Annotated in this window: 21 protein-coding genes; 5 read left to right on the top strand and 16 right to left on the bottom strand. The window is 65.6% G+C overall.

Annotation, left to right across the window (positions count from 1 at the left end; genetic code table 11):
* Positions 1-165: 165 nt before the first annotated feature.
* Positions 166-1,218: a lipoyl synthase gene (gene lipA / locus ABZE94_RS01420; RefSeq protein ID WP_372873750.1), complete on the bottom strand. Its 1,053-nt coding sequence runs from the start codon at positions 1,216-1,218 to the stop codon at positions 166-168.
* Positions 1,219-1,458: 240 nt separating this feature from the next.
* On the opposite strand from lipA, the gene ABZE94_RS01415 reads away from it, so the two are divergent.
* Positions 1,459-2,262, top strand: coding sequence for a formate/nitrite transporter family protein (locus tag ABZE94_RS01415; RefSeq protein WP_372873749.1), 804 nt, complete (start codon positions 1,459-1,461; stop codon positions 2,260-2,262).
* Positions 2,263-2,458: 196 nt separating this feature from the next.
* On the opposite strand, the gene ABZE94_RS01410 is transcribed toward ABZE94_RS01415, so the two are convergent.
* The 5 genes from ABZE94_RS01410 to leuS all read right to left on the bottom strand — a co-directional run bounded on the left by ABZE94_RS01410 (position 2,459) and on the right by leuS (position 8,501).
* Complete coding sequence (locus ABZE94_RS01410; protein ID WP_372873748.1) at positions 2,459-3,751, bottom strand: lytic murein transglycosylase; 1,293 nt, start codon at positions 3,749-3,751, stop codon at positions 2,459-2,461.
* 72 nt (positions 3,752-3,823) lie between these two features.
* Positions 3,824-3,982: an alternative ribosome rescue factor ArfA gene (gene arfA, locus ABZE94_RS01405; RefSeq protein WP_372873747.1), complete on the bottom strand. Its 159-nt coding sequence runs from the start codon at positions 3,980-3,982 to the stop codon at positions 3,824-3,826.
* A 137-nt stretch (positions 3,983-4,119) separates the two neighbouring features.
* Complete coding sequence (holA, locus tag ABZE94_RS01400; protein WP_372873746.1) at positions 4,120-5,166, bottom strand: DNA polymerase III subunit delta; 1,047 nt, start codon at positions 5,164-5,166, stop codon at positions 4,120-4,122.
* Between the two features lie 42 nt (positions 5,167-5,208).
* The gene (gene lptE, locus ABZE94_RS01395) at positions 5,209-5,820 is read right to left on the bottom strand and encodes an LPS assembly lipoprotein LptE (RefSeq protein WP_372873745.1); all 612 of its coding nucleotides are present in this window, start codon (positions 5,818-5,820) and stop codon (positions 5,209-5,211) included.
* Positions 5,821-5,894: 74 nt separating this feature from the next.
* A complete protein-coding gene (gene leuS, locus ABZE94_RS01390; RefSeq protein WP_372873744.1) occupies positions 5,895-8,501 on the bottom strand; it encodes a leucine--tRNA ligase in 2,607 nt (868 codons plus the stop codon).
* Between the two features lie 344 nt (positions 8,502-8,845).
* Between leuS and ABZE94_RS01385 the strand changes: the two genes are divergently transcribed.
* Together ABZE94_RS01385 and ABZE94_RS01380 are read left to right on the top strand one after the other, a co-directional pair.
* Complete coding sequence (locus ABZE94_RS01385; RefSeq protein WP_372873743.1) at positions 8,846-9,292, top strand: hypothetical protein; 447 nt, start codon at positions 8,846-8,848, stop codon at positions 9,290-9,292.
* A gap of 26 nt (positions 9,293-9,318) precedes the next feature.
* The gene (locus ABZE94_RS01380; protein WP_372873742.1) at positions 9,319-10,086 is read left to right on the top strand and encodes a YdcF family protein; all 768 of its coding nucleotides are present in this window, start codon (positions 9,319-9,321) and stop codon (positions 10,084-10,086) included.
* 131 nt (positions 10,087-10,217) lie between these two features.
* On the opposite strand, the gene lnt is transcribed toward ABZE94_RS01380, so the two are convergent.
* From lnt to miaB, 5 genes are all read right to left on the bottom strand, one after another.
* The gene (gene lnt, locus ABZE94_RS01375; protein ID WP_372873741.1) at positions 10,218-11,738 is read right to left on the bottom strand and encodes an apolipoprotein N-acyltransferase; all 1,521 of its coding nucleotides are present in this window, start codon (positions 11,736-11,738) and stop codon (positions 10,218-10,220) included.
* Between the two features lie 139 nt (positions 11,739-11,877).
* Complete coding sequence (locus ABZE94_RS01370; protein WP_372873740.1) at positions 11,878-12,717, bottom strand: HlyC/CorC family transporter; 840 nt, start codon at positions 12,715-12,717, stop codon at positions 11,878-11,880.
* Between the two features lie 39 nt (positions 12,718-12,756).
* Positions 12,757-13,215, bottom strand: coding sequence for an rRNA maturation RNase YbeY (ybeY, locus tag ABZE94_RS01365; protein WP_372873739.1), 459 nt, complete (start codon positions 13,213-13,215; stop codon positions 12,757-12,759).
* Positions 13,208-14,212 carry a PhoH family protein gene (locus ABZE94_RS01360; protein WP_372873738.1) on the bottom strand — a complete coding sequence of 335 codons (1,005 nt, stop codon included), beginning with the start codon at positions 14,210-14,212 and terminating at the stop codon, positions 13,208-13,210. The genes ybeY and ABZE94_RS01360 overlap by 8 nt, the downstream gene beginning before the upstream one ends.
* A gap of 179 nt (positions 14,213-14,391) precedes the next feature.
* The gene (miaB, locus tag ABZE94_RS01355; protein WP_372873737.1) at positions 14,392-15,723 is read right to left on the bottom strand and encodes a tRNA (N6-isopentenyl adenosine(37)-C2)-methylthiotransferase MiaB; all 1,332 of its coding nucleotides are present in this window, start codon (positions 15,721-15,723) and stop codon (positions 14,392-14,394) included.
* Positions 15,724-15,950: 227 nt separating this feature from the next.
* On the opposite strand from miaB, the gene ABZE94_RS01350 reads away from it, so the two are divergent.
* A complete protein-coding gene (locus ABZE94_RS01350) occupies positions 15,951-16,520 on the top strand; it encodes a thioredoxin family protein (protein WP_372873736.1) in 570 nt (189 codons plus the stop codon).
* Between the two features lie 124 nt (positions 16,521-16,644).
* A complete protein-coding gene (locus ABZE94_RS01345; RefSeq protein WP_079204654.1) occupies positions 16,645-16,968 on the top strand; it encodes a DUF1820 family protein in 324 nt (107 codons plus the stop codon).
* 64 nt (positions 16,969-17,032) lie between these two features.
* Here the strand turns inward: ABZE94_RS01345 and ABZE94_RS01340 are convergent, their stop codons facing one another.
* The 5 genes from ABZE94_RS01340 to ABZE94_RS01320 all read right to left on the bottom strand — a co-directional run bounded on the left by ABZE94_RS01340 (position 17,033) and on the right by ABZE94_RS01320 (position 21,112).
* Positions 17,033-17,581 carry a tetratricopeptide repeat protein gene (locus ABZE94_RS01340; protein ID WP_372873735.1) on the bottom strand — a complete coding sequence of 183 codons (549 nt, stop codon included), beginning with the start codon at positions 17,579-17,581 and terminating at the stop codon, positions 17,033-17,035.
* Positions 17,582-17,672: 91 nt separating this feature from the next.
* Entirely contained in the window at positions 17,673-18,317 is a 645-nt protein-coding gene (locus ABZE94_RS01335; protein ID WP_372873734.1) for a hypothetical protein, read from the bottom strand.
* A complete protein-coding gene (hemL, locus tag ABZE94_RS01330) occupies positions 18,317-19,606 on the bottom strand; it encodes a glutamate-1-semialdehyde 2,1-aminomutase (RefSeq protein WP_372873733.1) in 1,290 nt (429 codons plus the stop codon). Before hemL ends, ABZE94_RS01335 begins: the two co-directional genes overlap by 1 nt.
* A 54-nt stretch (positions 19,607-19,660) precedes the next feature.
* The gene (gene thiE / locus ABZE94_RS01325; protein ID WP_372873732.1) at positions 19,661-20,290 is read right to left on the bottom strand and encodes a thiamine phosphate synthase; all 630 of its coding nucleotides are present in this window, start codon (positions 20,288-20,290) and stop codon (positions 19,661-19,663) included.
* A 27-nt stretch (positions 20,291-20,317) separates the two neighbouring features.
* Complete coding sequence (locus tag ABZE94_RS01320) at positions 20,318-21,112, bottom strand: hydroxymethylpyrimidine/phosphomethylpyrimidine kinase (protein ID WP_372873731.1); 795 nt, start codon at positions 21,110-21,112, stop codon at positions 20,318-20,320.
* Positions 21,113-21,123: the final 11 nt, after the last annotated feature.

Raw genomic sequence — 21,123 nt, 5'->3', positions numbered from 1 at the left:
CACCGATATTGGCATTGGTGCGCACGGTGCACCCTACGAAGCCAGCCCCTGCACCTGTGCGCCGATGCGTACGGGCACATTGCCTTTTCAATTCAATGGCCTGATTGCGGATAAACAAACGCCTGACCCCAGGTAAAGCCCGGGGTCAGGCGCTGTGCGGCCCTGTCAGTTCAGGTTGAGGGTCGGAATCAGGCTGCTGTCGAGCTGCTGGCCCGGCACCGGCACAGGGGCGGCCAGGCCCAGGTTGTTCTTCTCGAACACCTTGTCGGCGCGGTAGCTGGAGCGTACCAGCGGGCCGGCGGCCACTTCCATGAAGCCCTTCTGCAGACCCAGGTCGCGGAAGTGATTGAACTGTTCCGGGCTGACCCAGCGCTTGACCGGCAGGTGGTTGCGGGTCGGCTGCAGGTACTGGCCGAGGGTGAGGATGTCCACGCCGATGGCGCGCAGGTCATCCATGGTTTCTAGAACTTCCTCGTCGGTCTCGCCCAGGCCCAGCATCAGGCTGGTCTTGGTCAGCATCGCCGGGCGATGGCGCTTGGCATGTTCGAGTACGCGCAGGGTTTTTTCGTAGCCGGCGCGCGGGTCGCGCACTTCGTGGGTCAGGCGCTTGACCGTCTCGACGTTCTGCGCGAACACCTCCAGGCCGGAGTCCACCACGCGCTCGATGGCCTGCGGGTCGCCGTCGAAATCAGGGGTCAGGGCCTCCACCACCACCTGCGGGGTGCATTCCTTGATCGCCCGTACACAGGCGGCGTAGTGCGCGGCACCGCCGTCGTCCAGATCGTCGCGGTCCACCGAGGTCAGGACGATATAGCGCAGCGCCATCAGCTCCACCGACTTGGCGGTGTTCTGTGGCTCCTCCAGATCCAGCCAGCCCTTGGGATTGCCGGTATCCACCGCGCAGAAGCGGCAGGCGCGGGTGCACACCGAACCCATCAGCATGATGGTGGCGGTGCCGTTGGACCAGCATTCGCCCATGTTCGGGCAGTGGGATTCCTGGCATACGGTGCTCAGGCGGTGTTCGCCGACATTGCGCTTGACCGCTTCGAAGCGGCTGCCGCCGGGCGCCTTGACCCGCAGCCACTTGGGCTTGGGTTCGAATACCTGGGGTTCGCTTGAGGCGCGGCGCTTCTGCCCGTCCTTGATCGCGGTGGTGCCCTGAATCGTGCGGAATTTTTCGCCGCTGGCAACGGGTTTTGGCTGGGAGGTATCGGACATCGGCTATCTGGGCTCCGCTAGAGGATCCGTGGACGAGGCGGCTTGTGGCCGCTGCGCAGTTTATCACAGAGCTGACTGTTCGGTCCGGCGAGCGCCGTGCGCTCCAGGTCGGCTTCAAAAGAGGACGGACCGCTTCGAATTTACGCCGCTGGCTTGGCCTCGAGTGACTAGACTCATGGCGGATGGGTTCAGGCGGATGGGCTCGAAGAGGGTGGCGAACGCGGGGAGGGTTGAACGCTCATGGCGGAAGAACATCTGTTTGCCGACGCCTATCAGCCGCGGCAGATCGCTCGCCGGGTCGAGGAGATGGGGGTGGCCAAGGCGCGTGCGGATACCTTGAGCCTGTTTGTGCTGGCGCTGCTGGCGGGCGCGTTCATCTCGTTGGGGGCGTTGTTCTTCACCGTGGTCATCAGCGACAGCAGCCTGGGCTTTGGCGTCACCCGCTTGCTCGGTGGCCTGAGTTTCGGTCTGGGCCTGGTGCTGGTAGTGGTCGGCGGTGCCGAATTGTTCACCGGCAACAACCTCCTGGCGATGGCCTGGGCGAGCAAGCTGATCAGCACCGGCGCGGTGCTGCGCAACTGGTGGCTGGTCTATCTCGGCAATGTCCTGGGTTGCCTGGGCACGGTGCTGTTGGTGATCTGGGCCGACATTGCCAGCATGGGCGGCGGCGGCGTCGGCGAGACGGCTGTGCAGATCGCGCGGAGCAAGGCCGAGTTGTCGCTGCTCGAGGCCTTTTCCCGCGGTATCCTCAGCAATGTCCTGGTGTGCCTGGCGGTATGGCTGGCGATGGGCGGGCGCAGTGTCTGCGACAAGATAGTGGCCATCCTGTTGCCCATCGGTGCCTTCGTCACCATCGGTTTCGAGCACTCGATCGCCAACTGGTTCTTTCTGCCCTATGGCCTGGCCCTGGACGGCGCCGTGTCGCTCGGCGGGGTTGGGCGCAACCTGGTGGCGGTGAGCCTGGGCAATATCGTCGGCGGCACCCTGCTGGTCGCCGGGGTGTACTGGCTGGCCTATCTGCGCGGCGACTCGCGGCAAGGCTGAGAGGCTGTGAAAAACTCCCGCCTACTGCGACCGCCCCCAGACCAGACGTCCGCTGCTGACGTACTGGCCGACGCTGCACGTGCATTATCAGGAGGCGGTGCTGCCGATCAGGGATGGGCTGCCGAAGCTGCGCGATCTGCCCGCGGAGATGGGCGGCTCGGGGCAGAGTCTGGCCGAATAGCTCGGCCAGGTTCGCTCAGAGCGGTGAACGCAGTCGCACCAGCAGCTCCTGGGTCGGGTAGCCGTCGGCTGGCCAGCCCAGCTGCAGCTGGAAGGCGCGCACGGCCTTGCGCGTGTTGGCGCCGATGATGCCGTCTGCCGCTCCTGGCTCCAGGCCGTTCTGCGCCAGCAGTTTCTGCAGCTCGATACGCTCGCTGCGTCCCAGTTGGCGCTCCTCGCGAGGCCAGGCGGCACGTACCCCGGTGCCACCGTTCAGGCCGTCGGCCAGCAGGCCGATGGCCAGGGCGTAGGAGGTCGAGTTGTTGTATTTGAGGATGCTGCGGAAGTTGCCCAGCAGCAGGAAGGCCGGGCCGCGATGACCGGCCGGCAGCAACAGGGTGGCCATTGTGTCGGTGGCGAGGTGCCGGGCTGGCGGAGTGCTCGGTTCGACGCCCAGCGCCGTCCATTCGGCCAGGCTGCGGCGTACTTCCGGGTCGGCCAGGCTGTAGTCGAAGGCCTGCGGCAGGCGCACCTCGAAGCCCCAGGGCTGGCCTTTCTGCCAGCCTGAGGCCTGCAGGTAATGGGCGGCCGAGGCCAGGGCGTCAGCCGAGGAACTCCAGAGGTCGCGGCGACCATCGCCGTCGAAATCCACGGCATGTTCGTTGTAGGTGGTGGGCATGAACTGGGTCTGGCCCATGGCGCCGGCCCAGGAGCCGACCAGGCGTTCCGGGGTGATGTCGCCATGCTGGAGGATCTGCAGCACGGCGAGTAGCTGGCTGCGCCAGAACACCTGGCGGCGACCCTCATAGGCCAGGGTCGCGAGCGAGCGGATCACGTTGTGATTGCCGATATTGCTGCCGAAGTTGCTCTCCAGGCCCCAGATCGCCACCAGGGTCTGCCGGTCCACGCCATAGCGTGTTTCGATGCGCGCGAGGGTGTTGCCGTGCTGCAGCAATAGGCTCTGGCCGCGGGCGAGGCGCAGGGGAGAAACCGCACCATCGAGGTATTCCCATACCGGCCGGGTAAATTCCGGTTGGCTGCTGTCGGCGGCCAGTACGTCGGGATTGGGGCTGAGGTCGGCGAAGGCGCGGTCGAACAGCGCTGGGTCGATGCCGGCGGCGATCGCGTCGCTGCGCAGCAGGGCGCGCCAGTCGGCGAAGCTGAGTTTGGCGGCGGCAGCTGCCGACTCGAGCTGCTTGTTCGGGATGCTGCTCGGGCTGTCGGCTGCAGTGGCCAGCGCTTGCGCGGGCGCTTCGGCACAGGCCGTCAGGAGCAGAAGGAGGCAGGCCGAGGCGATGTGGCTCAGGCCGCGAATTAGCAGGTTAGGCATGGTGGTCTCAGGGCGTTTTTGCAGGTCGCTACCTTAGCACGGTTGGGCTTGCAGGCGGGCCGCAGCGGGGTTTCAGGCGACCAGAAGGACCGAAGCCTCCCAGTTGTGCTGGGAGGCTTCGCGGCGGTAGCTGCCTTTGCCTTTGCCGGGCTTTTCCTGGCGACAGCGGAACAGCGGCTGGGCGATCAGGGATTTGGCCTTGTTCGGGCGCTGCTTGCGGTGTTTGGCCATGCTGGCTCCTCATTGGCGGCCCGCGACGCGCGGGTGCGTGAATGATGATCCGCTGGTTAAAAAATGTCCAGTGGGCAGCCGCAGCGCTGGTCGGGTTCGGGATGTCCCGCCCCGTGGAGGCGGTCGCTGGGCGGGGGTTATCGGCCGCTATCGCCGGCCAGGCGCAGGCGTTGTCCGCTGAGGCTCAGGGTCAGCAGGCTCAGACCGTTCCAGGGGTCGCCGACGGCCTGACCCTTGATCTGTGCGTCGATGTGCTGGGCGTCTTGCAGGAGCGCGGCCCAGCGTGCGGCGGAAAGGCGTTGCAGGGCCTTGCTGACCAGCGGGCGACGCTTGTCCCAGACCGGCGGACGTGCCGAGCTGAAGGCCTTGTCCAGCGGCATGCCCTGGCCGTATTGCTGGGCGATGGTGGCGAGCAGGCGGATTTCGCGGGCCAGCGCCCAGAGAATCACCGGTGGCTCGACCCCTTCGCCGCGCAGCCCTTCGAGCATGCGCAGGGCGTGGGCGGCTTCGCCATTGAGCGCCGCATCGATCAGGCCGAACACGTCGAAGCGGGCGCTGTCGGCAACGGCAGCCTGCACGGTACCGACCTCGATCTGGCCGCCTTCGGCGAGCAGCTTGAGTTTCTCGATTTCCTGGGCGGCGGCCAGCAGGTTGCCTTCCACCCGCACGGCGATCATCTCGAGCGCTTCCTGGCTGGCGCTGAGGCCGGCCTGGGCCAGGCGTTGGCGAATCCATTGCGGCAGTTGCTGGGCATCCACCGGCCAGATCTGCACGAACTGACACTGCGGGCCGTCGATCAGGGCCTTGGCCCACTTGGTCTTCTGCGTGCTGCCGTCGAGTTTCGGCAGGCTGATCAGCAGCACGGTGTCTTCCGGCAGGCGCGCCAGGTATTGGAGCAGCGCCGCCGCGCCCTTGTCGCCGGGCTTGCCGGAGGGCATGCGCAGCTCCAGCAGGCGCTTGTCGGCGAACAGCGACATGCTGGCGCCGGCCTGGAGCAGGTTGCCCCAATCGAAGCTGGCGTCGGCGTTGAATACCTGGCGTTCGCTGAACGCCTGCTCGCGGGTGGCGGCACGAATCGCGTCGCAGGCTTCCTGGCACAGCAACGGTTCGTCGCCACTGACCACATACACCGCCGCCAGGTTGCCCTGGAGGTGTTTGCCGAGTTGTGCGGGATTGAGTTTCATCGGGCGCTAACAGGCGGGGCCGCGGCTGCGACCCCGGCCGGTCTATTGGCTGGGGGGCGGCAGTTGCACGGGCGACTGCTGCGGTTGGGCGGCTGTACGCTGGCGCGCGGCTTCCAGGGCATCGGCTTCGGCTTTGGCCTTGGCTTCGGCGGTCTGTTGCAGTTGGTCGAGCTGGGCCGGGGTGACCTGTTGCAGGCGCTGCACCAGTTGCTGCACCAGTTCGCGGCGCATCTCGCTGCGCAGTTGGACCGCTTCCTGGTCGGAACCGACCAGGTTGTTGCCGTCCTGGGCGTAGAAGTTCTGCGCTTCCAGCTGGTTGCTGGTCAGCAGCAGGTTCTGGGCGCCGCGAATCTCGTAATCGAGGGTCATGGTCAGTTCGTATTCGGCAGTGCGTGCCGAGCTGGTGTAGCTGGCGGTGCGCTGGTTTTCCTGCTCGTCGCTCAGCACCAGGTGATAGGCAGCGCCGGGGTAGACGCGCACGCCGTTGTCCTGCAGCACCTCGCGCACCTGCTTGAGCGTGTCGCCATAGGCGTTGCGCGCGCTGACATCGAGTTCCTTGAGGGCGAACTGGACGTCACCGGTGCCGCGCAGCTGGAAGCCGCAGGCGCCGAGCAGCGCAGCGAGGCCGATTACCAACAGATTCCGTTTGATCATCTTTGCTATCCCCTTGGCCAACCTCTCGACGCGCCGACTTGCGGGCGCATCGAGCTTTGTCGGTTGGCGACTATTTAGTTGGCGACTATGTTGACCAGCTTGCCCGGCACCACAATCACTTTGCGGATGCTCAGGCCTTCGGTGAAGCGCACTACGTTTTCGTTGGCCCGTGCCGCCGCTTCGACTTCCTCGCGGGTGGCCGCAGCTGGCATGTCGATGTGGCCGCGCAACTTGCCGTTGACCTGGATCACCAACTGCAGGCTGTCCTGCACCAGCGCCGACTCATCCACTGCCGGCCACTGGGCGTCGATGATCGCGCCCTGGTGGCCGAGTTCCAGCCACAGTTGGTGGCTGATGTGCGGGGTGATCGGGGCCAGGAGCAGGGCCACGCTTTCCAGGCCTTCCTGGAGCAGGGCGCGATCCTGTTCGGTGTCTTGGGCGGCCTTTTCCAGCACGTTCATCAGGGTCATCACCTGGGCGATGGCGGTGTTGAATTTGTGGTGCTGGCCGATATCGACGCCGGCCTGCTTGATCGCCAGGTGGATGGCGCGGCGCAGCTCTTTCTGGCTATCGCTCAGGGCGGCGTTGTCGAGCGTGCCCGGCAGCCCGGCGTTGACATGGGCCTGGGTCAGGCGCCAGACGCGACGCAGGAAGCGGTTGGCACCCTCGACGCCGGAGTCCGACCATTCCAGGCTCATGTCCGGTGGCGAGGCGAACATCATGAACAGCCGGCAGGTGTCGGCACCGAAGGCATCGATCATCGCCTGCGGGTCGACGCCGTTGTTCTTCGACTTGGCCATCTTCTCGGTGCCGCCGATTTCCACCGGCAGACCGTCGCTTTTCAGCTTGGCGGCGATGACCTTGCCCTTGGTGTCGCGCTCGATGTCGACGTCGGCCGGGTTGAACCAATCCTTGCCGCCGTTGGCCAGGGTGCGGTAATAGGTGTCGGCGATCACCATGCCCTGGGTCAGCAGATTCTTGAACGGCTCGTCGGAGTCGAGCAGGCCTTCGTCGCGCATCAGCTTGTGGAAGAAGCGCGCGTAGAGCAGGTGCAGGATGGCGTGTTCGATACCGCCGATGTACTGATCCACCGGCAGCCAGTGGTTGGCGGCAGCCGGGTCGACCATGCCTTTGCTGTACTGCGGCGAGGCGTAGCGGGCGAAGTACCAGGACGACTCGACGAAGGTGTCCATGGTGTCGGTTTCACGCTTGGCCGGCGCGCCGCATGTCGGGCAGCTGCATTCGTAGAAGTTCGGCATGCGCGCCAGCGGCGAACCGGCGCCGTCCGGCACTACGTCTTCGGGCAGCACTACCGGCAACTGGTCTTCCGGCACCGGCACGTCGCCGCAGCTGTCGCAATGGATGATCGGGATCGGGCAGCCCCAGTAGCGCTGGCGGCTGATGCCCCAGTCGCGCAGGCGGAACTGGGTGCGCGATTGACCGAGGTTCTTCTTCTGCAGGGCGACTTCGATGGCGTCGAAGGCTCCCGGAAAATCCAGGTCGTCGAAGTCGCCGGAGTTGATCAGGCTGCCGTGCTCGCCATAGGCGTCCTGCCAGGGCGCCGGGGTTTCATCGCCGGCACTGGTGCGGATCACCGGCTTGATTGGCAGGTCGTACTTGTGGGCGAACTCGAAGTCGCGTTCGTCGTGGGCCGGTACGGCCATGACCGCGCCGTCGCCGTAGTGGATCAGCACGTAGTTGGCGACCCATACCGGCAGCTTCTCGCCGGTCAGCGGATGCTCGACGAACAGCCCGGTGGGCAGGCCTTTCTTTTCCTGGGTAGCGATGTCGGCTTCGGCCACGCTGCCGCTTTTGCATTCGTGGATAAAGGCTTGCAATTCCGCGTTGCTCTGCGCGGCAAGCGTCGCCAGGTGGTGTTCGGCGGCCACCGCGACGTAGGTCGCGCCCATCAGGGTGTCGGGGCGGGTGGTGAAGACTTTCAGTGCACCGCTCTCGCCGATGCTGGCGAGGTCATAGGGAAAGCTGACTTCCATGCCGCGCGATTTACCGATCCAGTTGCGCTGCATGGTCTTGACCTGTTCCGGCCAGCCATCCAGGTCGTCCAGACTGCTCAAGAGCTCTTCCGCGTAGGCGGTGATCTTGAAGTAGTACATGGGGATTTCGCGTTTTTCGATCACCGCGCCGGAGCGCCAGCCGCGGCCGTCGATGACCTGCTCGTTGGCCAGTACGGTCTGGTCCACCGGATCCCAGTTGACGGTGCCGTTCTTGCGGTAGATCACGCCTTTCTCGAACAGGCGGGTGAACAGCCATTGTTCCCAGCGGTAGTAGTCCGGCTTGCAGGTGGTCACTTCGCGCGACCAGTCGACGGCCAGGCCCAGGCTTTTCAGCTGGGTCTTCATGTACTGGATGTTTTCGTAGGTCCACTTGGCAGGCGCGACCTTGTTCTTCATCGCGGCGTTTTCCGCCGGCATGCCGAACGCGTCCCAGCCCATGGGCTGCAGCACGTTCTTGCCGAGCATGCGCTGATAGCGGGCGATCACGTCGCCAATGGTGTAGTTGCGCACGTGGCCCATGTGCAACTTGCCGCTGGGGTAGGGGAACATCGACAGGCAATAGAAGGTTTCCTTGCCTGGCTGTTCGCTCACTACAAAGGATTTTTGCGAGTCCCAGTGGGATTGCGCGGCGGCTTCGATTTCGCGTGGCTGATACTGTTCGTGCATGGCTACTGGCGCTGGGGAGTGGGGCTTACACAGACGCGGTGAAAACGGCGGCGTTCGACTAGGCGGGGTGGGCAGCCGGCTGAAAATGCGTTTACCGGAGGTAAATGAGCGCTTTCGTGCCTGCCCAGCCTTGCCCGATCTTCGCTCGCGATGCTCGCACACAGCCTGTTCGGGAAACGCCGTAGCATACATGACCCCCCGCAACTGAGGGAAACCCTGATTGCACTGCACGGCAGGCGCCAGGGCCGATGCATCGCCGTTTGTCGCGGCGTCGGGCCGCTTCGGAGGCTGCCGCTAAGCTTGATATATAAGCCGGGCGGTGGAGTCCGGCATGAGGTGACTGGATGTCTGAATTGCGACGCACAGAGGCGTCGGCGGGTCTGTATGAACGGTTGTTGCAGCGCCTGTCAGTGGCGCTGGACGAAGCCGACAATATGTCGCGCCTGTCTGCCAAGACGCCGAATGAAGTGGAATTGCGCGACCTGACCGCGGCCGAGTTGGAGTTGATTCGCGCCTACCTGGATCATGACCTGAATTGGTTGCGTGGCTGGCATGCCGCGGCCGAGGAGTTGGCGGTGATCGAACACTGGCCCGCGCGCGCAGCCAAGATCAATCGTGCCACGCCGAGGGTGGCGGGCAAGCCCCTGGCCAAGATCAAGCCGCTGGTCAAGCGCCGGGTACGGCTCTGTTGCGCGCTCTGCGGCGAGGTGGCCAACTGGCGCCCAGGGCAGAGTGTGCAGGCGTGTCCGTCGTGTGGCTCGCAGCTGTTCCGGGCGAGCGATCCCCGTTAGGCTGCCGGACACCCGGGAGGTGTCCGATGGCTATTCGTTACCTGTTCAAACAACTGTTGCTGCCGCCGGGCGTGTTTCTGCTCGCGTTGCTGCTCGCCTGGTGGGTGCGCAAGCGGTTTCCGCGGGCGGCCGCCGCCTGTTTCGGCCTGGCGCTCTGCGGGCTGTGGGTGATGAGCCTGCCGGTCGCGGTGGAATGGTCGGCGCGTCTGCTGGAGCCTGAGCCGGCGCTGGCCGAGGCGCGCTGGGTCGACCTGGCGCAGCAGGTGGAGGCGATTGTCGTGCTCGGTGGCGGGCGCGAGCGGGGTGATCCGGGCTGGGGCGGCGATCAGCCCAGCTCGATGGCGTTGGAGCGCCTGCGCTATGCCGCACGTCTGGCCAGGGCCTCGGGCTTGCCGCTGGCGCTCAGCGGCGGCCTGCATTATGGCCAGCCGCCCAGCGAGGCCGCCCTGATGGCCGAGGTGCTGGCACGCGATTACGGCCTGCCGGTGCGCTGGCAGGAAGAGACGAGCCGTACGACCTGGGAGAACGCGACCCGCAGTGCCGAACTGCTGCACAAGGACGGGGTCAGGCGTGTGCTGCTGGTCACTCAGGCCTGGCATATGCCCAGGGCGCGCTGGTGTTTCGAACAGGCGGGTTTTCAGGTGGTGAGCGCGCCGGTTGGCTTTCTCGGCGTGGCCAACGGCCGTCCGGCCGGCGGCTGGCTGCCGGAAAGCAAGGCGCTGTGGCAGAGCAGTCTGTTGCTCAATGAGGCGCTGGGCTTGTTGATCTATCCCCTGGTCTACGGTCAACCGTAAGCGCAGCCGTAGACAAGCGCAGCGCAATCCGGGGTCGCCGCGATCCCGGGTTGCGCCAAGGCTTATCCGGCTACGAAAGCAGGCTGCCGGATCCGCAGCCTGCCTGCGCTGGCAGCGCGTCCAATTGGCCGCTACAGCGTCCTGGCCATGCGTGCGGCCAGCAGCGCCCAGGCGAGCAGCAGGGCGCAGAGGATCAGCAGCGGCCAGCCGCGCCAGTACAGGTACGGCGTGAGCTGTTGCATGGGCACCACCTCGCCATAGAGCACGCCTCGTTCGAACTGTGGCAGTTGCTCGGTGATCCGGCCGAAGGGGTCGATCAGCACGGTCATGCCGTTGTTGGTCGCGCGGATCATCCAGCGCCCAGCTTCGAGGGCGCGCATCTGGGCCATCTGCAGGTGCTGCAGGGGGCCGATAGAACGGCCGAACCAGGCGTCATTGCTCACCGTCAGCAACAGTTCGCTCTGTGCGGCGAGCCCGGCGGCGAACTCCGGGTAGACCACTTCGTAGCAGATGAAGGTGGCGATCTTGTAGCCCTTGGCCTGCAACAACGGCTGCTCGGCCGAGCCGCGGGCAAAGTCCGACATCGGCAGGTTGAAGAAGGCGATCAGCCCCCGCAGCACTTCCTGCAGGGGGACGTACTCGCCGAAGGGCACCAGTTTCTGCTTGAGGTAGTCGCCAGCGCCCTGGCCGAACACGCTGACGGCGTTGTAGTAGCGCGGCTCGCCGCGCGCATTGGCCTGACGGATCGGCACGCCGGTGATCAGTGCGGCCTGGCGTTCGCGGGCGAAGCGGTCCATGGCGTCGAGGTAGCCGCTGGCCTGCTCCTTGAGTACCGGCACCGCGGTCTCCGGCCAGATGATCAGGTCGCTCGGTTCGGCGCCGAAGCTCAGGTCGCGGTACAGCGCCAGCTGGGCGTTGAGTTGGGCCGGATCCCACTTCAGGTTCTGTTCGATATTGCCCTGCATGGCCGCGACCTTGAGCGGTTCACCGGCAGGCGTAGTCCAGGCGTGGCCCTGGAGGGCGAGGCCGGCGGCCCAGGGGCCGGCCAGCAGCACTATGGCGGTGGCGAGGAAGGCCTTGCGCGCGCGCAGTTGCGCCAGGTTGACCAGCAGCGCCGCGCTCAAGGCCAGGACGAAGGACAGCAGCCATACCCCGCCAACGGGCGCGAGTCCGGCCAGTGGCCCGTCCAGCTGGCTGTAGCCGGCGTAGAGCCAGGGAAAGCCGGTGAGGAACCAGCTGCGGAAGGCTTCCTGGGCCAGCCACAGGGCGGCGAAGGCCAGGGCATCGGCCAGCGGCGCTTCGCTGCGGCGCAACCAGCGCGCCCACAGCCAGGCGGCCAGGGCCAGCAGCAGGCCGAGGCCGGCGACGAAGCCGAGGGTCAGGAAGGCCGCCAGGGCCGGTGAGGCGGCGCCGTAGTCGTGGATGCTGACGTAGACCCAGCTGGTACCGGCGGCGAACAGGCCGAAGCCGTAGTACCAGCCGCGCCACGCCGCCTGGCGTGGGTTGAGGTCGCGCAGGCCGAGATAAAACAGGGCAATCGAGAGCAGTGCCAACGGCCACAGGTCGAACGGCGCCAGCGCCAGTGGGGTGATGGCGCCGGCCGCCAGGGCGATCAGGTTGCCCGGCCAGCCGGAGCGAGTTATCCAGTGCATTGAATGCCGATCCTTGGATTGGGGGTGGCGCAAGGGTAGAGCGGAATGCGGGGAGGGGGAAGACTGGTGGCGGCGAATACAGCAGTTGTAGGCGCCAGGGAGCGTCTAGGCGTCCCCTGGCGCCTACCAAGGCAGAGCTTCAGCGCACCAGTGGGGTCAGGCGCAGCAGGTGGATGCGGCGGCTGTCGGCGTTGAGCACACGGAAGCGGAATTCGCCGATCTCGGTCACCTCGTTGCGCTTGGGTAGGTGGCCGAAGGCGCTCATCACCAGGCCGCCGACGGTGTCGAACTCGTCGTCGGAGAACTGGGTGTCGAAGGATTCGTTGAAGCTGTCGATCGGGGTCAGCGCCTTGACCAGGAAATCGCCGCTGGGCAGGGGTTTGACGTAGCTGTCTTCCTCGACATCGTGCTCGTCCTCGATGTCGCCGACGATCTGCTCGAGCACGTCTTCGATGGTCACCAGGCCGGCCACGCCACCGTATTCATCGATCACCACGGCCATGTGGTTGTGGTTGGCGCGGAACTCGCGCAGCAGCACGTTGAGGCGCTTAGACTCGGGGACGAAGGTGGCCGGGCGCAGCACATCCTTGATGTTGAAGCTCGGCTGTTCGTCCAGCAGTACCAGCGGCAACAGGTCCTTGGCCAGCAGGATGCCGATCACGTCATCCAGGCTCTCGCCGATCACCGGATAGCGCGAGTGGGCGGCGTCGATGATCGCGGGCAGGAACTCCTTGGGCGTCTGGTTGGCCCTGATGCTGATCATCTGCGAACGCGGGACCATGATGTCGCGAACCTGCAGGTCGGCGACCTGGATGGCGCCTTCGACGATGGCCAGCGCTTCGCTGTCGAGCAGCTTGTTCTGGTGCGCTTCGCGCAGTACTTCCAGCAGTTCCTGGCGGTTTTTCGGCTCATGAGCAAAAGCCTGGGTCAGTTTGTTCAACCAGGACTTTGGCTCGTTGCTCGATCGGTCTTCGCTCATGGGGGTTACTCGGGATCCTTGCTGATGGGCAATTACTTGCTATTTGTCGTCGGCGTAAGGGTCGGGATGACCCAGCTCGGCGAGCAGTGTGCGTTCTAGCGCTTCCATTTCCTCGGCTTCGGCATCGTCGATGTGGTCGTAGCCGAGCAGGTGCAGGCAGCCATGGATCACCAAGTGCGCCCAGTGCGCCTCCGGGGTTTTGTCTTGCTCGAGCGCCTCGCGCTCGAGCACCGGCACGCAGATCACCAGGTCGCCGAGCAGGGGGATGTCCAGCATTTCATCCGGGACGTCGGCGGGGAAGGACAGCACGTTGGTGGCGTAGTCGCGCTGGCGGTAGGTATGGTTGAGCGCGCGGGCTTCGGCTTCATCGACCAGGCGGATGGTCAGCTCGGAATCGGCGCTACGCTGGCGCAGGGCGAGCTCGCACCAGGCGCGAAACTGCGCCTCGCTCGGCAGGTTGGCGGCGTCGCTGGCGACTTGCAGGTCCAGCTCAAGCATTGCCGTTGTCCGGCTCGTCGATCAGCTTGCCGTGAACCCGGTCGTCGTAACGCTCGTAGGCTTCGACGATGCGCTGGACCAGGGGGTGGCGCACCACGTCCTTGGGCTTGAAATGGGTGAAACTGATACCCGGCACGTCACGCAGCACGTCGATCACGTGGGTCAGGCCGCTCTTGGTGCCGCGCGGCAGGTCGACCTGGGTGATGTCGCCGGTGATGATCGCGGTGGAGCCGAAGCCGATGCGGGTGAGGAACATCTTCATCTGTTCCAGGGTGGTGTTCTGGCTCTCGTCGAGGATGATGAAGCTGTTGTTCAGGGTGCGCCCGCGCATGTAGGCCAGGGGGGCGACCTCGATCACCTGCTTCTCGATCAGCTTGGCCACCTGCTCGAAGCCGAGCATTTCATAGAGCGCGTCGTACAGCGGACGCAGGTAGGGGTCGATCTTCTGCGACAGGTCGCCGGGCAGGAAGCCGAGCTTCTCGCCGGCCTCGACTGCCGGGCGCACCAGCAGGATGCGGCGAATCTGCTCGCGCTCCAGGGCATCCACCGCGCAGGCCACCGCCAGGTAGGTCTTGCCGGTGCCGGCCGGGCCGATGCCGAAGTTGATGTCGTGCTCGAGGATGGCTTTGACGTAGCGCTGCTGGTTGACCCCGCGCGGACGAACCATGCCCTTGCGGGTGCGCAGGGCGATGCTGGGTTCGGCGTTGGGGTTGGCCAGCTCCTCGATACCGGATTCCTGCAGGAACAGGTGCACCTTGTCCGGTGACAGCTCCGTGCTTTTGGTTTCGCGGTAGAGGCGGCGCAGCAGTTGTTCGGCGGAGTTGGTCTGCTCCGGCGCGCCGATCAGTTCGAACTGGTTGCCACGGTTACGGATCTCGATGGCCAGGCGCTGTTCGATCAGGCGCAGGTGCTCGTCGAATTGCCCGCAGAGACTGGCAAAGCGGCGAGCTTCAAAGGGCTCGAGGATAAAACGATGGGGTTCTATGGGTGCGTTCAAGGTCGTTTAATGGCCGCCAGTCGGCTGGGGTAGTGAAGCGAAGAATACCGCTAGCAGTGCGCGCGGGAAAGCTCGGACTGCTGCGACTTTAGCATCGCTTGCTGTGGTTCGGGTTGCGGCTGAAATTGGCGCTGCCCCGCACGGGCTGCAAGCGGCGCCCCCGTGCAGCGTGGGGCCGTTCATTCGCCGAGCAGGCTGCCGCGGAGCGAGTTGGGCAGGGCGTCGTCGATATGCACGTCGACGAACTGACCGATCAGGCGCGGGTTGTCGGTGCGGAAGTTGACCACCCGGTTGCTCTCGGTGCGGCCCTGGAGCATGCCGGGATCCTTTTTCGAGTAATCGCTGACCAGGATGCGCTGCACCGTACCGACCATGCGTCGGCTGTTTTCGGCGCCTTGCTGGCTGATGCGCTGTTGCAGGATCGCCAGGCGCTGCTTTTTCAGCTCTTCCGGGGTGTCGTCGCTCAGCTCCGCCGCCGGAGTGCCGGGGCGGGCGCTGTAGACGAAGGAATAGGAGAAATCGAAGCCGACCTCCTCGATCAGTTTCATGGTCTGCTCGAAGTCTTTCTCGGTTTCGCCGGGGAAACCGATGATGAAGTCCGTGCTGATCAGGATGTCCGGCACCGCCGCGCGCAGCTTGCGGATGCGCGACTTGTACTCGAGAGCGGTGTGACCCCGCTTCATGGCCGCGAGAATGCGGTCGGAACCCGACTGCACCGGCAGGTGCAGGTATTTCACCAGCTCGGGGATCTCGGCGTGGGCCTGGATCAGTGCATCGGAGAACTCTAGCGGGTGGCTGGTGGTGTAGCGGATGCGGTCGATGCCGTCGATGGCGGCCACGGCATAGAGCAGTTCGGCGAAATCGGCGAGCTGACCCTCTGCGGTGTCGCCGCGGTAGCCGTTGACGTTCTGGCCGAGCAGGGTGACTTCGCGCACGCCGTTTTCGGCCAGGTGCAGCACTTCGGCGAGGACGTCGTCCAGTGGCCGGCTGACCTCCTCGCCACGGGTGTAGGGCACCACGCAGAAGGTGCAGTACTTGCTGCAGCCTTCCATCACCGAGACATAGGCGCTGGGGCCGTCGACCCGCGGTTCGGGCAGGCGGTCGAATTTCTCGATCTCGGGGAAGGAAATGTCCACCTGCGGCAGCTTGGTGCTGCGCACGGCGGCAATCATTTCCGGCAGGCGGTGCAGGGTCTGCGGGCCGAAGACCACGTCGACATAGGGCGCGCGGTCGCGGATAGCCGCGCCTTCCTGGCTGGCCACGCAGCCGCCGACGCCGATCACCAGCTCCGGGTTGGCCAGCTTCAGCTCGCGCCAGCGGCCCAGCTGGGAGAACACCTTGTCCTGGGCCCTTTCGCGGATCGAACAGGTATTAAGCAGGATCACGTCGGCATCTTCGGCGCGTGCGGTAACTTCCAGGGCTTGATGTTCGCCCAGCAGGTCGACCATGCGCGAGCTGTCGTACTCGTTCATCTGGCAGCCGTGGGTTTCGATATAAAGCTTCTTGGTCATGCGCGCTCAAAAGGATGGTTCGAAGAACCGCGCATTATAGGGCGACGCCAGGGTCGAGAAAAGCGCTAGGCGCTGGAAGGCTAGACGAAAAAGCCCGTCAGGCGCAGATCGGCCTATCCTTGCAGGAGTGGCCAGCGAACCGAGGTTCTGCTCGCGGCATGCCGGCGGAGCGGGTTGTCGCCGGTCCAATGGTGAAGCAAATATTCTTTAATAAGGAGGATGGCGCAATGGCATTGACTCCCTCGACCATGCTGCCCCTGGGTACTTCGGCGCCGGATTTCACGTTACCCGAGCCGCTCAGCTGCAAGCCGGTGTCCCTCGCCGACGTGCAGGGCGAAAAGGCTACCCTGGTGATGTTTATCTGCAACCACTGTCCCTTCGTCAGGCACGTGGAGGATGCGCTGCTCGATCTGGCCAGGGTCTTCATGCCGCAAGGGCTCGGGGTGGTGGCCATCTCGGCCAACGATGCGCAGAGTTATCCCGAAGACAGCCCGCCCAAGCTGGCGCAAAGAGCCCGCGACAAAAACTATCCGTTTCACTACCTCTACGATGAAACGCAGCAGGTGGCGAAAGCCTATGGCGCGGCCTGCACCCCCGATTTCTTCCTGTTCGACGAGCATCTGCAGTGCATCTATCGCGGACGCTTCGACGACTCGCGTCCCGGCAGCGATATTCCGGTCAGCGGCAAAGATCTGCGTCAGGCCCTGGAACTGCACCTCGCCGGCCGGCCCGTCGATATTGCGCAGGTGCCCAGTATCGGCTGCAATATCAAGTGGAAGGCGGAGTCGGAAAGTTGACCATAGGTCGCCTGACCTGCATGCATTCCGGGTAGAGGGAAGCGAGTCCGGCTGGACTTGCAGCCGGCAGTCTTGTGCTATGATTTGCGCCCTCTTATTTTCTCTCCAGTCTAGACTCCCATCCATGAGCAAGCGCGAACCCATCTATAAGGTGATTTTCCTCAACCAGGGCCAGGTGTACGAAATGTACGCCAAGCAGATCTTTCAGAGCGATCTGTGGGGCTTCCTGGAGGTGGAGGAGTTCGTCTTCGGCGAGCGCACCCAGGTGGTGGTCGATCCCAGCGAAGAGAAACTCAAGGCCCAGTTCGACGGCGTGGTGCGCAGCTTCCTGCCCATGCACGCGATCATTCGTATCGACGAGGTCGAGCGCCTGGGCACGCCGAAGATCAGCGAGGCCAAGGGTGGCGGCAACGTCATGCCGTTCCCCATGCCGATGCCGGACAAATAAGTAAGGCGAGCTCGCTTTTACTTGCAGCTTATGGCTTGAAGCTTGCCGCTGCTGCCTCCGGCAGCTACGGCAGCGGCGCGAACGGCGATTGGCTGTCGGCGGCCTGCAGTTCCAGCAGGTAGTTGCGGAATATCTCGCCGAGCACCTGGCTGGCGATTTCCAGTTCCTCGCGCTGCATGCGCTCCGCGACCAGGTCGGCGCTGTCCATGGCTTCGTCCGAGCCATTCACCGACGCCATTTTCAGCACTATATAGGCCTGCACGTTGTTCGCCGGTACGCCTTCGCCGCGGAAGAACATCATGCCCAGGCGGTATTGCGCCTGGGCATGACCTTGCAGCGAGGCCTGTTCGAACCAGTGCAGCGCTTGCGTCAGATCGCGCGGCGCGCGCTGGCCGTCGTAAAAGAATTCGCCCAGTTCGTATTCGGCTTGCGGGTCGCCGTTCTGCGCCGCTTGCTGGCAGGCGGCCAGTGCGTCGGGCAGGTCTTCGGCAGCGGTATTCAGCGAGCAACTGCCGGTTGCGGGGATCAGCAGGGTGTTGCCGCCTGCAAACGCGAGCAGCGGCAGAAGAAGCAGCAGGCAGCCCAGCGATAGGGTGCGGCCGGTGCAATTCATGGAAATCCGTGTTCCTCGGGAAGCGGTGCGGGGTCGAACCCGGCCGACAAGGCGGGTCGGCGTTGGCATTATGAAATAACCAGTGGCGTTCTTACAAAGTCTTTACGGGGTTTTCTCCGTCGGCGCAATCTTCGCTGTTGCCCGGCAGGCTCAGCAGCAGCCAGGCCAGCAGCGGGTAGGCCGGTGTCAGCAGGGCATGCAGCAGGTCGATGCGGCGCAACGGGCCGGCAAACCCCTCGCCGCCGAGCGCCAGTGTGGCCAGCAGGAACAGGCCGGCAGCCGCCATCGCGGCGCCTGCCGGGGCGCGTCGCGGCCACTGGATGGCGCCGGCATAGACAATCAGCAGCAGGCTCGCCAGGTTGAGCAGCAGGCGGTAGTCCTCCAGCAGATTCATCTGCCGGAACAGCTCGAAGAAGGCGCACAGCCCCAGCACCACGCGGCCCCAGTTCGGTCGGCTCCAGGCCCAGCCGCGGCCCAGGGTCAGGGCGGCCGCGCCAAGCAGCGGCAGGCCGAGAAAACTGCTGGCCTGGCTCAGCCACAGGTGGGCGGCCTGCCAGTTCGGGTCGCCGACGGCGGCGACCGCCGCCGCAGCCGCCAGGAGAAAGCCGAGCAGGGCGCAGAACAGCGCCGGCTGATCGGCCTCGGCGTAGCGCTGGCGCGCCTTGCCGATGGTGACGGCGCAGGCCAGGCAGGCCAGCGCCAGCATGCCGCCGGACAGGACAGTGCTGTACTGCATCAGCTTTTCTTCAGCTCGGCGAAGGCGCGCTCGGCCGCGTCCAGGGTGATCTGCAGTTCCGTCTGGCCGTGGGCGATGGAGGTGAAACCGGCTTCGAAGGCGCTGGGGGCCAGGTAGACGCCGCCATCCAGCATCAGGTGGAAGAAGCGCTTGAAGCGCTCGGCGTCGCTGCCCATCACGTCGTCGAAGGTGACGATGTCGTCGGCGCCGCTGAAGTACAGGCCGAACATGCCGCCGGCCTGGGTGGTGACGAAGGGGATGCCGGCGGCATCGGCGCGATCCTGCAGGCCCTGCAGCATGCACGCGGTGTAGTCGCTCAGCTCGGCATGGAAGCCCGGGCGGCTGATCAGCTTCAGGGTGGTCAGGCCGGCGGCCATGGCCAGCGGGTTGCCGGACAGGGTGCCGGCCTGGTAGACCGGGCCGAGCGGGGCGATGCAGGACATGATCTCGCGCTTGCCGCCGAAGCAGCCGACCGGCATGCCGCCGCCGATGATCTTGCCGAAGGTGGTCAGGTCCGGGGTCACGCCGTAATGCGCCTGGGCACCGCCGAGGGCGACGCGAAAGCCGGTCATCACTTCGTCGAAGATCAGCACCACGCCATGCTTGTCGCACTGTTCGCGCAGGCCCTGGAGGAAGCCCGGCGCCGGCGGTACGCAGTTCATGTTGCCGGCCACCGGCTCGACGATGATGCAGGCCACTTCCTGGCCGACCTCGGCGAGCATCTGCTCGACCGCTTCGAGGTCGTTGAACGGCAGGGTCAGGGTGTGTTTGGCGAAAGACGCCGGCACCCCGGCCGAGCTAGGCACGCCCTGGGTCAGGGCGCCGGAGCCGGCCTTGACCAGCAAACTGTCGGAATGGCCGTGGTAGCAGCCTTCGAACTTGATGATGCTGTCGCGGCCGGTGAAGCCGCGGGCCAGGCGGATCGCGCTCATGGTCGCTTCGGTGCCGGAACTGACCATGCGCACCATCTCCAGCGACGGCACCAGGGCGCAGACCAGGTCGGCCATCTCGGTTTCCATGGCGGTCGGTGCGCCGTAGGACAGGCCGTGTTCCAGCTGGCGGCGCACCGCATCGAGCACGTCCGGGTGGCTGTGGCCGAGAATCATCGGGCCCCAGGAGCCGACGTAGTCCACGTAGCGCCGGTCATCCTCGTCGGTGACATAGGCGCCGGCCGCGTGCTTGAAGAACAGTGGCGTGCCGCCGACGCTCTTGAAGGCGCGCACCGGCGAGTTGACGCCGCCGGGGATGTGCTTCTGGGCGTGGGCGAAGAGAATTTCGGAGCGGGACATGGCAGGGCCTCTCAAATAGCGAGTCGGGGCGAATCGGGCCGCCCCGCAAATCGGTTAAGGGGTGGCGAACAGGGCGCTGAAGGCGCGGGCGCGGCGCTCGACTTCGGCGGCCGAGCCGGCGGCGAACAGGGCGTGAATCACCGCCACCATGCTGGCGCCACGGGCAATCAGCAGGGCGGCATTGTCCAGGGTCACGCCGCCGATGGCGACGATCGGCAGGCCGATGCGACTTTTCGCCTCATCCAGCAGTTCGAGCGTGGCGCTGGGGGCGCCGGGCTTGGTGTTGGAGTCGAAGAAGCGCCCGAAGGCGACATAGCTGGCGCCTTCCTTGGCAGCGGCCTCGGCCAGCTCGAGCTGGGCATGGCAGGTGCCGCCGATGATCGCCTGGCGCCCGAGCAGGGCGCGGGCGGCGGACAGCGAACCGTCGCTCTGGCCCAGGTGCAGGCCGACGCCGAGGCGTGCGGCCAGTTCGGCGTCGTCGTTGATGATTAGGCCGGCGCCGTAGCGATTGCACAGCTCGCGCAGGGCTTCGGCCTGACGCAGGCGGCGGGCGTCGTCGGTCGACTTGTCGCGGTATTGCAGTAGCGTCGCGCCGCCCTTGAGGGCGGCCTCGACGTAGGGCAGCAGCTTGCCGTCAGCCAGCAGTTGGCTGTTGGTGATGGCATACAGGCCACGCAGTTTCATCGGAAGCGCTCCATCGGCTGCTTTCTATTAATCAGCATCCAGCGGCAGGCGGCGCGGGATGTGCTGGCCGTGGCCGGGTTGCTCGGCGTCGCGCAGGGTGCGCCAGGTGTAGTCGAGGGCGAACTGCACGGCGCTGACCAGTTCCTGGCCGAGGGCCAGGCGGCCGGCCAGGGCGCTGGCCAGGGTGCAGCCGGAGCCGTGGTAGCTGCCCGGCAGGCGCTGGCAAGTGAAGGTGTGACGGCTGCCGTCGCGGCAATACAGGCGATTGTGCACCTGCTGTTCGTCGCCGTGGCCGCCGGTGATCAGCAGGTGGCGGACATGGGGCAGCAGCTTCTCCGCGCACTGATCGGCCGTGCCGTCCGGCAGCTCGGCGAGGATGCGCGCTTCCGGCAGGTTCGGTGTGGCGATGGTGGCGACGGCAAACAGGCGTTCGCGCATGGCGTAGCCGACTTCATCCTTGCCCAGGGCGCCACCGCCGCCGGCGCGCAGGACCGGGTCGCAGACCAGCGGGATGCCCGGCAGCTTTTGCATGATCTGCAGCACGGTCTCGACCATCTCCACCGAGCCGAGCATGCCCAGTTTGACGGCCGCGATCGGCAGATCGGCGATCACCGCATTGGCCTGGGCCAGTACCCAGTCGCGATCGAGTACGCGGAAGTCGGCGACATTCACCGTGTCCTGCACGGTCAGCGCGGTGACCGTCGGGGCGGCGTGGCAGCCTTGCGCGAGCAGGGCTTCGATATCGGCTTGCAGGCCGGCGCCACCACTGGGGTCGTGACCGGATAAGCAGAGCACTACGGGGCGGGAAGTAGGGTTTTTCATGGTGCGCGAGC

Origin of the sequence: Pseudomonas sp., from assembly GCF_041601375.1 — a bacterium.
Lineage (GTDB): Bacteria > Pseudomonadota > Gammaproteobacteria > Pseudomonadales > Pseudomonadaceae > Aquipseudomonas.
Note: the sequence above shows the minus strand (reverse complement) of the source record. Positions and strands in the feature narration are given on the sequence as shown.

Bases quoted from the DNA above. Each gene is read 5' to 3' on its own strand.
- arfA (WP_372873747.1), bottom strand. From the start codon at position 3,982: ATGGCCAAACACCGCAAGCAGCGCCCGAACAAGGCCAAATCCCTGATC.
- ABZE94_RS01410 (WP_372873748.1), bottom strand. From the start codon at position 3,751: ATGCCTAACCTGCTAATTCGCGGCCTGAGCCACATCGCCTCGGCCTGC.
- ABZE94_RS01385 (WP_372873743.1), top strand. From the start codon at position 8,846: ATGTCTGAATTGCGACGCACAGAGGCGTCGGCGGGTCTGTATGAACGG.
- ABZE94_RS01345 (WP_079204654.1), top strand. From the start codon at position 16,645: ATGAGCAAGCGCGAACCCATCTATAAGGTGATTTTCCTCAACCAGGGC.
- ABZE94_RS01335 (WP_372873734.1), bottom strand. From the start codon at position 18,317: ATGCAGTACAGCACTGTCCTGTCCGGCGGCATGCTGGCGCTGGCCTGC.
- holA (WP_372873746.1), bottom strand. From the start codon at position 5,166: ATGAAACTCAATCCCGCACAACTCGGCAAACACCTCCAGGGCAACCTG.
- ABZE94_RS01415 (WP_372873749.1), top strand. From the start codon at position 1,459: ATGGCGGAAGAACATCTGTTTGCCGACGCCTATCAGCCGCGGCAGATC.
- hemL (WP_372873733.1), bottom strand. From the start codon at position 19,606: ATGTCCCGCTCCGAAATTCTCTTCGCCCACGCCCAGAAGCACATCCCC.
- ABZE94_RS01380 (WP_372873742.1), top strand. From the start codon at position 9,319: ATGGCTATTCGTTACCTGTTCAAACAACTGTTGCTGCCGCCGGGCGTG.
- ABZE94_RS01340 (WP_372873735.1), bottom strand. From the start codon at position 17,581: ATGAATTGCACCGGCCGCACCCTATCGCTGGGCTGCCTGCTGCTTCTT.
- thiE (WP_372873732.1), bottom strand. From the start codon at position 20,290: ATGAAACTGCGTGGCCTGTATGCCATCACCAACAGCCAACTGCTGGCT.
- ABZE94_RS01370 (WP_372873740.1), bottom strand. From the start codon at position 12,717: ATGAGCGAAGACCGATCGAGCAACGAGCCAAAGTCCTGGTTGAACAAA.
- lptE (WP_372873745.1), bottom strand. From the start codon at position 5,820: ATGATCAAACGGAATCTGTTGGTAATCGGCCTCGCTGCGCTGCTCGGC.
- lnt (WP_372873741.1), bottom strand. From the start codon at position 11,738: ATGCACTGGATAACTCGCTCCGGCTGGCCGGGCAACCTGATCGCCCTG.
- ABZE94_RS01350 (WP_372873736.1), top strand. From the start codon at position 15,951: ATGGCATTGACTCCCTCGACCATGCTGCCCCTGGGTACTTCGGCGCCG.
- leuS (WP_372873744.1), bottom strand. From the start codon at position 8,501: ATGCACGAACAGTATCAGCCACGCGAAATCGAAGCCGCCGCGCAATCC.
- ybeY (WP_372873739.1), bottom strand. From the start codon at position 13,215: ATGCTTGAGCTGGACCTGCAAGTCGCCAGCGACGCCGCCAACCTGCCG.
- ABZE94_RS01320 (WP_372873731.1), bottom strand. From the start codon at position 21,112: ATGAAAAACCCTACTTCCCGCCCCGTAGTGCTCTGCTTATCCGGTCAC.
- miaB (WP_372873737.1), bottom strand. From the start codon at position 15,723: ATGACCAAGAAGCTTTATATCGAAACCCACGGCTGCCAGATGAACGAG.
- lipA (WP_372873750.1), bottom strand. From the start codon at position 1,218: ATGTCCGATACCTCCCAGCCAAAACCCGTTGCCAGCGGCGAAAAATTC.